Here is a 12,746-nt window from a genome sequence, read left to right as displayed (position 1 = left end):
GTATGGGGACTTCCGAAGGGGGGTATGGGTACTTCATTGATGGGGTGTACGCACTTATTAAATGGTTATACCCTTTCATGTAAATTTATAATGCTTTTTCTAAATAATATTTTTAGATATTCGTGGAAAAATGTAGTTTTTATGTATTTTAGTGAGCATTAGAACGTTCATACATTTGAAATATGAACATAAAATCTATTATTTAAATGTGGTATTTATTTCAAACCTTCTCAGTAACAAAAAGTATCCTGAAATTTGGGATCTTTATTTAACCTATATTGAAGATTGTCATGCTTCAATATTTATTAATCTTGGACTCTATGATATTTTACCATTGAAGGATAAATCAAGTTTAGGTTGATTTCATTTAAACTAAATAATCCAAATAAAGATGGCTTAACATCAAGTGAAGAAAGTGAAATGTTATTTAAGATTGAAGAAGATATTTTGAATAATTTTAATAAAGCTAATACAATTTTCATTGGTAGAATAACTACTAATGGATACAGAATTTTTTACTTCTATTCTAAAAATACGGAATCTTTTCTTAATGAAAAGAAATGTAGAATAGGTTTCAAAATTACATTACTGATATATCCGCAACATATGATGAACATTGGGATGGCTATCTGAATCTATATCCTACAAAAGTTAATTTTTATAGTATAGGTAACCGAAGTGTTGTAGAAAATCTTGAGAATAATGGAGATTCTTTAACAAAAGCTAGAGAGGTCTTTCATTGGATATTTTTTTTAAATGAATCTGACTGCAATAATTTTATTAATAAGGTAAAGATCAAAAATTTTGATCTTGTTGAAAAAACATTTAACCATGATGATAAATATCAATATATTCTTCAAATTAAAAGAATTGATAAAGTGGGTTATGCGGATATTGATGATTACACTCTTGATCTTTGGAATTTGGCAATAGAAAATAATGGGGACTATGACGGTTTGGAAACTTCTGTAGAATTAGAACAGAAAATTGTATCAAAATTTTCATTTTCAACTTTTCTCATTGCAAAAATAGAAGGGGTTTCGTTTGTTTTAAAAATTTCGGCAAGCAAAGAATTTGCGTATTTTTGCGTGCGCTTGGATTTCCTATTGATTAGGAATTTTTTAGTATGAAAATATATAGAACGATAAACAGAAAATTATGACTTGGGAAGAAATCAAATTAGATCAAAATTCGGTATATCCAAAAAATGAGATAACAGAATTTGTGATGGAGGTAGACAATGGCAACCTAGAAACTCATTGGGTGGATAAAGCCTATGCCCATTATGCGCATAAAAAGAATTGTAAATATAATTTTTTGGTTCTCATTGATGTCACAGATGAATACAATTCTAAGAAAGATAATCATGATATTATAAAGATAGAAAAGTATTTTGATAAAAAACTCAAAGCGGCATGTGTTTGCCATTTTGTTGCTAGAATTACCACGGATAATGGTATGAATCTAGAGTTTTATATAGATGACGTACAAAGTGCCATCAACGTACTAAATGACATAAAAAGAAATAACAATAGGCTCGTAGATTTTAATTGCGATATCACAGATGATGAGAACTGGACTAATGTTGAGGAGTTATTCAGCTAGATTGTTTTAATTATAATACATATTAGGATATTTAAAGTGTCACTATGAATAGGGTTTCTAAATACAGCTCAATTGTACTGCTATTCATAGTTATGTATTTTAATACTAGAGTATATGATGATTTTACGGCAAGTAACAAGAATATCTACATTTTATCTATTCTAATTATCCTAATAGCAGTTAATATTATTGTGCTTTATTATTTAGATTATAAAAGAAAAATAAGCAGAAATTATACTCACTTTGTTTTGATAACTTTATCAATATTATTCGGATTACATATTTATAAAAATGTAATTCATTATGAAAAGAAGGTTTCTGCTCAGTTTTATGTATCTCCAAATTTTCAAGAAAATTATTTAGGCTATAATATTAAACTTAATGAAGATTCTACTTTTGAGATCAACGAATATTGGCATGGAGAAAGTGAACATTACTTTGGGAAATACAGCATAGTTGCCGATACCTTAAGGATTTTGGATGAAAAAATTGAGAAGAAAACAGATAATCAAATAACCTTTAAGTATTTCTATGATAAAAAAAACCATAACTATAAATCTGTTGAACAAGGTTTCCTGCCTTTAAAGTTTCAAAAATAGTTGTATTTACATAAATTTTTTCTTATTTTAAATCTTAATTCAAAGACAGAAAAACAAACCCTTTTTATGAAATATATTTATTTATTTTCTATTGTACTGACATTGGTAAGTTGCAATTTTAATAAAACGTATAGCAACCGCCAAAGTGATATAGAAGAAGCTAAGAAAATCTCTGACAAGTATTATTGGGAAGTGAAATACGGAAGTAATGAAGATGAAATATTCAAACTTTTTAGTGATGCTTTCTTTGAGGCTACTGATAAAGATAAACTAAGAGAAATAATTCATGTTACCAATACCAAAATAGGCAAAATTGAAGGCCAAGATCTGATAAAAGCAGAAAGTTTCATTGTAGAAGGTTCTAACCCAAAAAGTGAATATGTGATTTTCTATAATGTGACTAGAGCAGATGGTAAAACGCAAGAAAAAATATCCATGAGAAAAGAAGATGGGATTGTGAAAATTATTGGTTATAACATCAATCAAGATTTGCTAGATCAATAATAGACTTGTATAAAAAAAGCCTAATACTTTAAAAGAGCGTATTAGGCTTTTTTATTTCTTCTAAATTGATTGCCTCCAAATTGGGCGAATATTCTGGAAATTGAAATTCTTCAATTGGGTTTTGCAGCAGAAATTCTTTTCCCTTTTTTGCATCCAATGTGATAATCATCCTATTGTGTATCTCTGCTTGTATAGGGTTGGGCAGAGTGGTAAGCAATCCGAATCCAAGATCTCCATTTTCGTAAGTATCAAATAAGGCTGCAATGTAAAATTGTTCTTTGTTCTTCCAGAATAATTCGTGCTTTAGCTTAGCTTTGGTTTTTCTCCCGACTACAGATATTGTTTTATGTTCGAAGTAGGAAGTTGCAGGAATTAGGCACCTGTTTTTTTCTATGCTGTTGTATAAGGTATTGGTGTTTTCCGACTTTAGATTTTTGCCTTTTGTAGGAGCATCAGGTTTTTCCTTAGTGCCCCATAAAGCATTCAACATGACGATACCTTTATAATTAATAATTGCAGGAATAGGTTGTTTGGCAAAAGCCGAAATATCTCCGTTCAAGGTAAGAGTATCATCTGAAACCTTAGCATCTAAGTCTTTTAAAGCTTTCTTTAAGTTTACTCCTTTATTATTAAAATTGTAACACATTAGGTTAAGTTTGCAAAAGAGAAGCAATTTTTGTGCTGTAATTTAAAGGAACTGAATTTCCAATGTATTGGATGTAACATTTGTTACTCCCTACTTAATAGAGAAGGGTAATATTTGCAGTAATAAAATTTTACACTTATGAATTGGATATTAGAATCATGGCCATGGTACGTAGGAGGACCTATAATTGCTTTGGTCATGATCGCATTACTTTATCTTGGGAAAAACTTTGGTTTTTCATCGAATTTTAGAACGTTATGTTCAGCATTGGGAGCAGGAAAGTCGTGCTCATTTTTTAACTTTAATTGGAGAACGCAACGCTGGAACTTGCTATTCTTGTTAGGTTCAGTACTTGGTGGATACATCGCTTCGCACTTTTTATCAAACCAGCAAATTCCAGAAATTGCTACCTACACAACTAAATATCTTCAAAATTTGGGATTTCAAAGTGTAGGGAAATCTTACAGTCCAGATGAAATTTTCAAAGTTTTTAGTTTAAAAAATAGCCTCATTCTTATCATTGGTGGTCTATTGATCGGATTTGGGACTCGCTATGCTGGTGGATGTACTTCGGGACATGCCATTTCAGGACTGAGTGACTTTCAGTTGCCTTCATTGATAGCTGTTATTGGCTTTTTTATTGGTGGCTTGGTTATGGTTCATGTATTATTCCCTTTAATTTTTTAGAATTATGAAAAGTATTATTTATATTGTACTCGGCGTTATTTTTGGTATTACCATGTACAAGGCAGAAACTGCATCATGGTTTAGAATCGTTGAAATGTTTCAGTTTCAGTCTATCCACATGTACGGATTTATTGGATCAGCATTGACTATTGGAGTTATTGCTACTCAATTGATAAAAAAGAAAAATGGGAAAGATATCTATGGAGAGCCAATCATAATAAATCCGAAAGACAAATCTATCAAACGTTATTTGTTTGGAGGTATTTTTTTTGGATTAGGTTGGGCATTAATAGGCGCATGCCCAGGTCCAATCTTTGTATTATTAGGAGCAGGTAATTATTCAATAATCATTGTAATTCTAGCAGCTTTGGTAGGCACATGGCTCTATGGAATAATCAAGAACAAATTACCACATTAAGTGTTATATTATGATCGATAAAGGTATACTTCAACAGTATTACAATACGACTTTCGAAAATGATTTACTATTCGAAATGTCATCTGTAAGTTTCATAAAAATCTTTGAAGAAGGAGAAATCATCATGGATCTTGACGAAACCATTACCCATATGCCATTGCTACTGAAAGGAGCAATAAGGATTATGCGTGATGATGACAATGATGGAGAACTACTATTGTATTATCTAGAGAAAGGAGATACCTGCGCAATGACAATGACGTGCTGCTTGGGAACAAAAACGAGTAACATAAGAGCAACTGCAGAGACTTCTGGTGAAATGGTGATGATCCCGGTAAGGAAAATGGATGATTGGCTTGCCAAATATTCCTCTTGGCGTTCATTTGTTTTTAATAGCTACCAAGATCGCTTGGACGAGATGATGCGTTCTATTGATAATTTAGCCTTCAAGGATTCTAAAGGTCGACTTATAAATTATTTGATTGAAGTGGCCAGTGTGAATGGTTCTAATGTCGTCAATAAAACCCACGCAGAAATAGCTTATGAAATGAATACTTCTCGTGTAGTTATTTCCAGACTACTTAAAGCACTAGAAAACGAAAGCTTTCTCCTTCAACAACGTAATCAGATTACCATTCAATAATTATCAGCTTCCGTTTGGAAGCTTTTTGTAGGCTATTATTGTAACAATTGTTACGCTCTACATTTTCCTATTATCTGAAATTTGCATTATTATAATCAGATATCATGGAAATTATTGGTTTTGCACTCACATTATTTATCGGTCTATTGATAGGAATGTTCGGTGGTGGAGGCAGCATTCTTAGTGTTCCTGTATTGGTTTATTTATTTGCAATTCCTACTACATTATCTACCACGTATTCCTTAGCATTAGTAAGCATTACAAGTCTTATTGCAGCAATTCCTAATGTTATTAATAAAAAACTGTCGTTCAGCAGAATTGTTATGTTCGGAATACCTTCTATGATTGCTTTGTACACTGTAAGAGCATTTTTATTACCTGTGATTCCTAATGAATTTGAAATTCTTCATACAGTAGTACATAAAAACAACTTGATGATGGTTTTCTTTTCGGTTTTAATGTTGCTGTCAGGGTTATATATGGTTTTGAACAAGAAAAGTAATCCTGATGTAGAAAATCGTACTTATTCTTTTGGTGCACTTATTATGGCAGGATTATTAGAAGGAAGTATCACAGGTATGGTAGGTGCAGGAGGCGGATTTATTATTGTCCCTGTTTTGATGATTTTTGGTAAATTAAACTTAAAGCAAGCTGTAGGGAACTCATTACTAATCATAGGTATAAAATCCCTTATCGGATTTTTAGGATCTCAAGATTTGTTGGATTTAGATATCTATTACCTTGTCAAGATGATTATCATTTCGTTAGTAGGGATGTTTTTTGGTATCTACCTTTCTACCAAGGTAGATAGTAAACAATTGAAACCCTTATTCGGCTATTTTGTAGTAGCGATGGGCATTTTTATTTTAATCAAAGAAGTAATCTTATTTAATTAAATAGTATCAAATGAAAATAGAACAAATTTATACCAAGTGCCTATCTCAAGGTACATACTATATTGAGAGCAATGGCGAAGCAGCAATTATAGATCCATTAAGGGAAACTCAACCTTATTTGGACCGGTTAGAAAAAGGAAATGTACAATTGAAATACATTTTCGAGACACATTTTCACGCTGATTTCGTGAGCGGACACTTAGATTTAAGTCAAATTACTCTAGCGCCTATTATTTTTGGACCGATGGCAGAACCCAATTTTAATGCGATTATTGCTAAAGATAATCAAATTTTCGAGATTGGAAATATAAAAATAAAAGTCATTCATACACCAGGCCATACATTAGAAAGTGTGTGTTATCTGGCGATTGATGAAAATGGAGTAGAAACTGCATTATTCAGTGGTGATACTTTATTTTTGGGAGATGTAGGCAGACCAGATTTAGCACAAAAGGGAGAAGATATAACACAAGAGTATTTAGCAGGATTGTTATATGATAGTTTGTACAACAAAATCCTTCCTCTATCAGATGATATAATGGTATATCCAGCACATGGTTCTGGCTCAGCTTGTGGAAAAAATATGATGAAAGAAACGCTAGATACGTTAGGAAACCAAAAAAAAGTGAACTATGCTTTAAATCAATCAAGTAAAGAAAATTTTATAGAAGCAGTTTTAGAGGGATTAACATCTCCGCCAGCGTATTTCGGAATGAATGTCCATTTCAATAAAAAAGGATATAATAACTTTGAAATTAATAAATCTAAGTCCCTGAATCCATTATCTACAGAGGAACTTGAATTGATTTCCTTAGATCAAAATGTTATGATTTTGGATACACGTTCTAGTGAGGAATTTAGCCAAGGTTTTATTCCGAAATCTATTCATATTGGTTTGGATGGAGAATTTGCACCTTGGGTGGGAGAGATTATAGAAAACGTCAGTCAGAAAATTGTATTAATTTCTGATAATGGTAGAGAAGAAGAAGCAATTACTCGGTTGGCGCGAATAGGTTTCGATAACGTAATAGGATATTTGCAATACGGCTTCCAAGCATGGGTGGAATCGGGTAGGAAAATTGAGACTATACGGAAGATAACCGCTGAAGAATTTGAAAGATTGCTAGATGTAGAGAAAAAAATAATCCTTGATGTCAGAAGAGAATCTGAATTTAGGTCAGGTCACTTAGAAAATGCGATTAATAAACCTTTAGAAGCAATTCATCAATGGTTAAAAGAATTAAGCATGGATAAACCTTTCTTTTTACATTGTGCTGGAGGATATAGAAGCAGTATTGCTGCAAGTATTTTATATTCACATGGATTTACCAATTTACATGAACTTGAAGGTGGATTATCAGCTATCTCAAAAACAAAGGTGACAATTATCGAAAGAAGTTGTCGGGCTTAGCTTAAATATATTAACCAATATCATTTATTTTTAAAATTCAAAATCATTAATCAAATAAATCAAACATAAAGCTCTCAAACTGATTCATATCAATTTTTAATTGAATAAATTTTAAAGTAGCATTGCTATCTAAATCTTAAAAAAAAGCGATCTAATTTTAGATCGCTTTTATACTTTATGCATTATGATTAAGTCGTTTTTTAGATTGATTTAGGAAACGCATCACGAGCATAACTGCTGAAAGGGTAAGTCCGAGTCCTAGCGCAATCCACATCCCAAAGGCTCCCATTTTCAAGATATAACAAAGATAATATCCCAAAGGTATGGTGAATATCCAATAGGCAAAAAAGGTATAGATGGATGGAATTTTCACGTCTTGTAATCCACGAAGGCAGCCTAATGCTGTCACTTGTATTCCATCAGATAATTGAAAAAGAGCTGCAATTATCATTAATTTTGAAGCCAAAGCTATTACCTCCACTTCTTCAGATTTAGTAAAAAATGTAGGAAGAATATCTCTTCCAATTATAAATACCAATCCACAAAAACACATGAATAGAAAGGTAATTTTCATATTGTTAATGCCTATTTTCCTTAAACCAACAAAATCTTGTTCTCCCAATTTTCTTCCAATCATTACGGTAGAAGCTACACTAAATCCAATACAAAGATTAAATGTAAATGAAGCCATACTCAGTGCAATCTGATGAGAAGCAATATCGTGTGAAGAAATAAGTCCGCAAATAAATGCAGCGCAAGCAAATGCAGTTACCTCAAAAAACATTTGTAATGCTGTAGGAAGACCTATTCTTATCATCTTCTCGAACATGTTTTTAGAGAAAATACTGATTTTTAAAGAGAAGTCTTTGATATATTGTTTGGTTTTTTCCTCTTTTAATAATACATAGTAGAGGAAAATCACCATAAAAATTCTGGCGATTAGACTCGCGATAGCAGAACCTTTAACGCCCATCTCTGGGAATATCCATAATCCTTTTATAAATACATAGTTCAAAACTATATTTATTATATTGGCAAAAATTGTTGCTTTGGTTACTCCTATAGTATAAGATAAGCCTTCAGATACTTCTCTTAGCGTTTGGAATGCCATAAACGGTAGGATACTTATCGCCATGATACTAAGGAAATCTACCGTATTGGGGATAATATTAGCGGGTTGACTAGATTTGTAGAGTAGTGGCATACCCAAAAATAGCAATGCCATCAAAATTATGCCCACCGACATATTGATGACAAATCCATGGCTAAAAACAGAATTAATAGTTTTTCTATCATTCTTAGAATGAGCCTCAGAGACTAATGGTGGAATAGCAAATGAAAAACCCAATGCTAAAACAAAAATAGAAAAGAAAACGGCATTACCTAGTGAAACTGAAGCGAGCGCATCAGCTCCTAACAACTGTCCCACAATAATATTATCGAACAAGTTTACTGAAACTTGCCCTACCTGTGTAATCATCACCGGAAGAGCCAATGTAAGGGCCTCCCGAGTATAGTTTTTATCTAAAAATTTTATCATAATGCTTAAAAAAAAGAATTTGCAACAAATAAATATTGCAAATTCTAACTTAAATATTTTAATTGTAAACTAATTATTTTCGTACAAAATTGGCTACATCTTGCTCAGAAACGGTGTCTCCACCTAGAATAATTAATCTTTCTACGACGTTTCTTAGCTCTCGTATATTTCCTGTCCAAGACAATGCTTTTAGCGCTGTAATGGCTTTGTCATCAAATTTTTTTAAAGCAGTACCATGCTCATCAGAAATCATTACAGAAAAATGATCTACCAACAATTTGATGTCGTCTTTTCTATCATCTAATGGTGGTACATAGATCTCAATGACAGATAATCTGTGATACAAATCTTCCCTGAATCTTCCTGCTTCAATCTCAACTTGCATATTTTTGTTGGTAGCAGCAAGTACTCTTACATCCACTTTGATCTCTTTATCGCTACCCACAGGAGAAACTTTACTTTCTTGCAAGGCTCTTAGCACTTTTGCCTGTGCAATAAGACTCATGTCACCAATTTCATCTAAGAAAATAGTTCCACCGTTCGCTTGTTCAAATTTTCCTTGTTTGTCCTTGATGGCACCTGTAAAAGATCCTTTTACATGTCCGAAAAGTTCAGATTCTATCAATTCGGAAGGAATTGCAGCACAATTCACTTCTATCATTGGACCTTTGGAGCGTTCACTGAGATTGTGTATCGCGTGCGCTACCAATTCTTTACCTGCGCCATTGGGACCAGTGATAAGAACTCTAGCATCAGAAACAGAAACTTTCTCTATCATCTCTTGAATCTTCTTCAATCCCGCAGATTCACCAATCATCTGATATTTTTTATTCACCTTTTTCTTCAAGGTTTTATTTTCAGTTTGAAGGGTTTTATTCTCCTTTTTTAGTGTTTCTTTTGCTAATGCATTTTTCACACTGGTAATCAATCTATTGATGTCTATAGGTTTTGAGATAAAATCGTAAGCTCCATCTTTCAAACAAGCTACTGCGGAATCAATATCAGCGTGCCCAGAAATCATAATGAAAGTAGACTCTGGTTTTAGCACCAAACTTTGCTTCAATAACTCGGTTCCGGAAACCTTAGGCATTTTTATATCTGAAATAACCAAAGAGAAATCTTCTTTTTCAATAAGTTTGTAACCTTCTAGGCCATCTTCGGCCATAGAAAATTCATATTCTGGAAGCTCATCCGAAAGGATACTATGAAGTACTCCCGAAATTGCTTTTTCGTCTTCTACGATAAGGATTTTTTGCATAGGGCGCAATTTAGTTAAATTTGATTGAATTTAACAGATTTTGAAACAAAAATCGTTCCTTAAAATCTATGAAATAGTGTAATCGCGTCTGCCAAAAATTGCAGATCCCACTCTTACTGAGGTAGCACCACATTCTATAGCGATATCGAAATCATCACTCATTCCCATTGATAGGGTAGATAGCTGATGGGTGGTAGAAAATTCGTTAAAAATTCCCTTTAGGCTTTCAAATTCGTTTCTTACCTGCTCTCTATCCTCTGTAAAGGTCGCCATGCCCATCAACCCAATAATGTTAACATTTGGATATTCACCTTTTACAAATGCCTCGAATATATTTTTAGCTTCCATCTTATTTAGACCAAATTTGCTATCTTCAGCAGCAATTTTCACTTGTAGAAAAACCTTAATTATACGATGTTGTTTGCCCGCCTCTTTGTTTATTTCTAAAATAAGTTTTTCTGAATCTACGCTTTGTATGGTATCTATAAATTCTGCAATATATTTCACCTTATTTGTCTGTAGATGCCCAATTATATGCCATTGTATATCTTTTGGTAGTAGAGGATATTTAACTAACAATTCCTGAACTTTGTTTTCTCCAAACACTTTTTGTCCTAGATCATACACTTCTTGTATCGCTTCCGCAGGGTGTGTTTTAGAAACAGCTACCAATTCAACATGATTTGGTAGCTGTTTTTTTATCTTATAGTAATTATCTAAAATGCTCATAAAAGCAAATTTCCGAAATTTAGCGATAATTCAAAGTATGTATTTAAAAAAATCTTATTTCCTATATTAATAATCTACAAATTAAGAGTAGGAGTAGTAAGGTTTAATTATAAACGTCATTAATTTTTGGATATGCAGATATTTTCCTAAATACAAAACGATTTGTCTTCTGCAATTCCTCTATAAAGAGATCCAATTCTCGCATAGAATCCTGATCTGATAAATACTGATCATGCGTAAGGAAAACCAAATGCTTCGGCGTACAGGTAAGATTATTATTGAATAAACTATCTACTTTTTTTATCATCGCTTGATGATTTCCACTAAGACCCATTTTTTTGGAGTGTCGCCATTCCAAATCCCAACCGATAACTTTGTATCCTGCTTTTTGCAGTCCATTCGCCGCATCGTTAGAAGATTTTAAGTCGGTTCTGTTAATATTATTAAGTCGCCAAATATTTCGTCCCGGTGTACGAGCAATATTATTTGACAATTTCAAACTATCCTTAGCTCTATCAAAATCTTGAACTACTGCTAATGGATTTCTATAAAATTGTACAAATTTATTGTGGGCATGACTATAACTATGGTTAGCAAATTCTATTAGAGTATCTTTCTTTAAATCTTCAAGATCTTTCTTTTGTTGCAAACTAGCTTTTCCATGTACTCCAATAAGGAATGCGGTGGCAGAAACTTTACGTTTATTTAAAATTTTTATCAGATTTGCGGTCCCTTTGTTAGGTCCGTCATCAAAGGTAAGATAAATTACATTTTTGGTACTGTCATTTACTTTATTAGTATTGTGGATTATCTCTTGTTCAGATGTACTTCTCGTTATTGTATAAAGTTCATCTTTACCATTGCATCCTATAGATAACAAGGATGTTGCACTCATCAAAGATAACAACCCAAGAAAAGTCAGGCCTTTAGACTTTCCTTCGAAATAATTTTTCATAAAAATTTGGAGGTTTTATTTGTGTTAAGAATTGTTAAATTCTCATTAGCAAACTTACCAAATTTTATACCAATTGCAGTATAATTTCTCCCTTTTGTGGGTTATTTAAGTTTAATTAACTATTAATAGTGATGAATAATGATTTTTTATTAAAATGCTTGTGATAATTTAATAGTGTAAATTCAAATTTGCAATTAGATTAAGATGTTGTTTTCCATGCAAATATGTTTCTGGAAACCCCCACTTGTCTCATCTGGCACAATAATTTTAAAATGATAATGACCCAAATCTCGCTGAAGATCTTGAACGCTATATCCCTCATGAATTTCTATTATTAGTTGATCTACTTTTTCAAGCCAATCGCAGTGCTGAGAAAGCAACTGTTTTTCAGCTCCTTCAATATCAATTTTTAAAAGATCAATGCTATCTAAATTATTTTCTTCCATCAAAGTTTTTACACTCATAGCTTTTGTTGGTTTGCCAAATTTTCCTATTTTGCAGTTGTAGGACAAATCAGCAGTTTCGAAATTTATAAAGCCATCCGTTGGATAGATGGCTGCGTGATAGCTTTTGATAGAAGCAGTGGGAGAGATATTCTTTTTCAAAATATGATAATTCTGCTGTGATGCTTCTACAGTGTATATTGTGCTTTTGGGATAAATTGTGGAAAAATAAAGAGCGGTAAAACCTATATGTCCACCCAAATCAACAATCACTTTGTAATCCTTTTTATATTTTTGCGGAATGTGATACACTTTTTTCCAAAAAATCTCGTAGAAAATATCAATGTCACCCGACATGGTTCTCATGCTAATGGAGTGTTTTTTATTATTAAGTTTAAAGTGATATTCAGAT

At 32.4% G+C, this 12,746-nt stretch carries 16 protein-coding genes; 10 read left to right on the top strand and 6 right to left on the bottom strand.

All coding sequences use genetic code 11. The features are described 5' to 3' along the window. The first annotated feature begins 357 nt into the window (after positions 1 to 357). From ACKI42_RS09450 to ACKI42_RS09430, 5 genes are all read left to right on the top strand, one after another. Complete coding sequence (locus ACKI42_RS09450) at positions 358 to 633, top strand: DUF695 domain-containing protein (RefSeq protein ID WP_407404766.1); 276 nt, start codon at positions 358 to 360, stop codon at positions 631 to 633. Then, entirely contained in the window at positions 585 to 1,130 is a 546-nt protein-coding gene (locus ACKI42_RS09445) for a ribonuclease E inhibitor RraB (protein ID WP_407404772.1), read from the top strand. Before ACKI42_RS09450 ends, ACKI42_RS09445 begins: the two co-directional genes overlap by 49 nt. A 28-nt stretch (positions 1,131 to 1,158) precedes the next feature. Beyond that, positions 1,159 to 1,605 carry a DUF695 domain-containing protein gene (locus tag ACKI42_RS09440; RefSeq protein ID WP_407404764.1) on the top strand — a complete coding sequence of 149 codons (447 nt, stop codon included), beginning with the start codon at positions 1,159 to 1,161 and terminating at the stop codon, positions 1,603 to 1,605. Positions 1,606 to 1,697: 92 nt separating this feature from the next. Continuing rightward, positions 1,698 to 2,204: a hypothetical protein gene (locus tag ACKI42_RS09435; protein ID WP_407404762.1), complete on the top strand. Its 507-nt coding sequence runs from the start codon at positions 1,698 to 1,700 to the stop codon at positions 2,202 to 2,204. Positions 2,205 to 2,270: 66 nt separating this feature from the next. Next, positions 2,271 to 2,708: a hypothetical protein gene (locus ACKI42_RS09430; protein ID WP_407404760.1), complete on the top strand. Its 438-nt coding sequence runs from the start codon at positions 2,271 to 2,273 to the stop codon at positions 2,706 to 2,708. A gap of 28 nt (positions 2,709 to 2,736) precedes the next feature. Here ACKI42_RS09430 and ACKI42_RS09425 read toward each other — a convergent pair whose 3' ends face one another. Then, entirely contained in the window at positions 2,737 to 3,354 is a 618-nt protein-coding gene (locus ACKI42_RS09425; protein ID WP_407404758.1) for an SOS response-associated peptidase family protein, read from the bottom strand. Between the two features lie 138 nt (positions 3,355 to 3,492). On the opposite strand from ACKI42_RS09425, the gene ACKI42_RS09420 reads away from it, so the two are divergent. The 5 genes from ACKI42_RS09420 (at position 3,493) to ACKI42_RS09400 (ending at position 7,409) form a co-directional block, all read left to right on the top strand. Beyond that, entirely contained in the window at positions 3,493 to 4,041 is a 549-nt protein-coding gene (locus ACKI42_RS09420) for a YeeE/YedE family protein (RefSeq protein WP_407404756.1), read from the top strand. Between the two features lie 4 nt (positions 4,042 to 4,045). Further along, a complete protein-coding gene (locus ACKI42_RS09415) occupies positions 4,046 to 4,459 on the top strand; it encodes a DUF6691 family protein (RefSeq protein ID WP_407404754.1) in 414 nt (137 codons plus the stop codon). Positions 4,460 to 4,469: 10 nt separating this feature from the next. Next, entirely contained in the window at positions 4,470 to 5,102 is a 633-nt protein-coding gene (locus ACKI42_RS09410; protein ID WP_407404752.1) for a Crp/Fnr family transcriptional regulator, read from the top strand. A gap of 104 nt (positions 5,103 to 5,206) precedes the next feature. Beyond that, on the top strand, positions 5,207 to 5,998 hold the full coding sequence (locus tag ACKI42_RS09405; RefSeq protein ID WP_407404750.1) for a sulfite exporter TauE/SafE family protein: 792 nt from the start codon (positions 5,207 to 5,209) through the stop codon (positions 5,996 to 5,998). A gap of 10 nt (positions 5,999 to 6,008) precedes the next feature. Beyond that, the gene (locus ACKI42_RS09400; protein ID WP_407404748.1) at positions 6,009 to 7,409 is read left to right on the top strand and encodes a rhodanese-like domain-containing protein; all 1,401 of its coding nucleotides are present in this window, start codon (positions 6,009 to 6,011) and stop codon (positions 7,407 to 7,409) included. Positions 7,410 to 7,584: 175 nt separating this feature from the next. Here the strand turns inward: ACKI42_RS09400 and ACKI42_RS09395 are convergent, their stop codons facing one another. The 5 genes from ACKI42_RS09395 to ACKI42_RS09375 form a co-directional block, all read right to left on the bottom strand. Beyond that, positions 7,585 to 8,946, bottom strand: coding sequence for an MATE family efflux transporter (locus tag ACKI42_RS09395; RefSeq protein ID WP_407404770.1), 1,362 nt, complete (start codon positions 8,944 to 8,946; stop codon positions 7,585 to 7,587). 76 nt (positions 8,947 to 9,022) lie between these two features. Next, the gene (locus ACKI42_RS09390) at positions 9,023 to 10,207 is read right to left on the bottom strand and encodes a sigma-54-dependent transcriptional regulator (RefSeq protein ID WP_407404746.1); all 1,185 of its coding nucleotides are present in this window, start codon (positions 10,205 to 10,207) and stop codon (positions 9,023 to 9,025) included. A 66-nt stretch (positions 10,208 to 10,273) separates the two neighbouring features. After that, complete coding sequence (locus ACKI42_RS09385; protein ID WP_407404744.1) at positions 10,274 to 10,936, bottom strand: YggS family pyridoxal phosphate-dependent enzyme; 663 nt, start codon at positions 10,934 to 10,936, stop codon at positions 10,274 to 10,276. A 103-nt stretch (positions 10,937 to 11,039) separates the two neighbouring features. Next, positions 11,040 to 11,891 (bottom strand): polysaccharide deacetylase family protein, encoded by an 852-nt coding sequence (locus ACKI42_RS09380; RefSeq protein ID WP_407404742.1) that lies wholly within the window; start codon positions 11,889 to 11,891, stop codon positions 11,040 to 11,042. Between the two features lie 194 nt (positions 11,892 to 12,085). Then, positions 12,086 to 12,700, bottom strand: coding sequence for an FkbM family methyltransferase (locus ACKI42_RS09375; protein ID WP_407404740.1), 615 nt, complete (start codon positions 12,698 to 12,700; stop codon positions 12,086 to 12,088). Positions 12,701 to 12,746: the final 46 nt, after the last annotated feature.

The sequence above is a fragment of the Chryseobacterium sp. genome (assembly GCF_045629545.1).
Taxonomy (GTDB): domain Bacteria; phylum Bacteroidota; class Bacteroidia; order Flavobacteriales; family Weeksellaceae; genus Chryseobacterium.
This window is presented reverse-complemented; position numbering and strand designations above follow the sequence as displayed.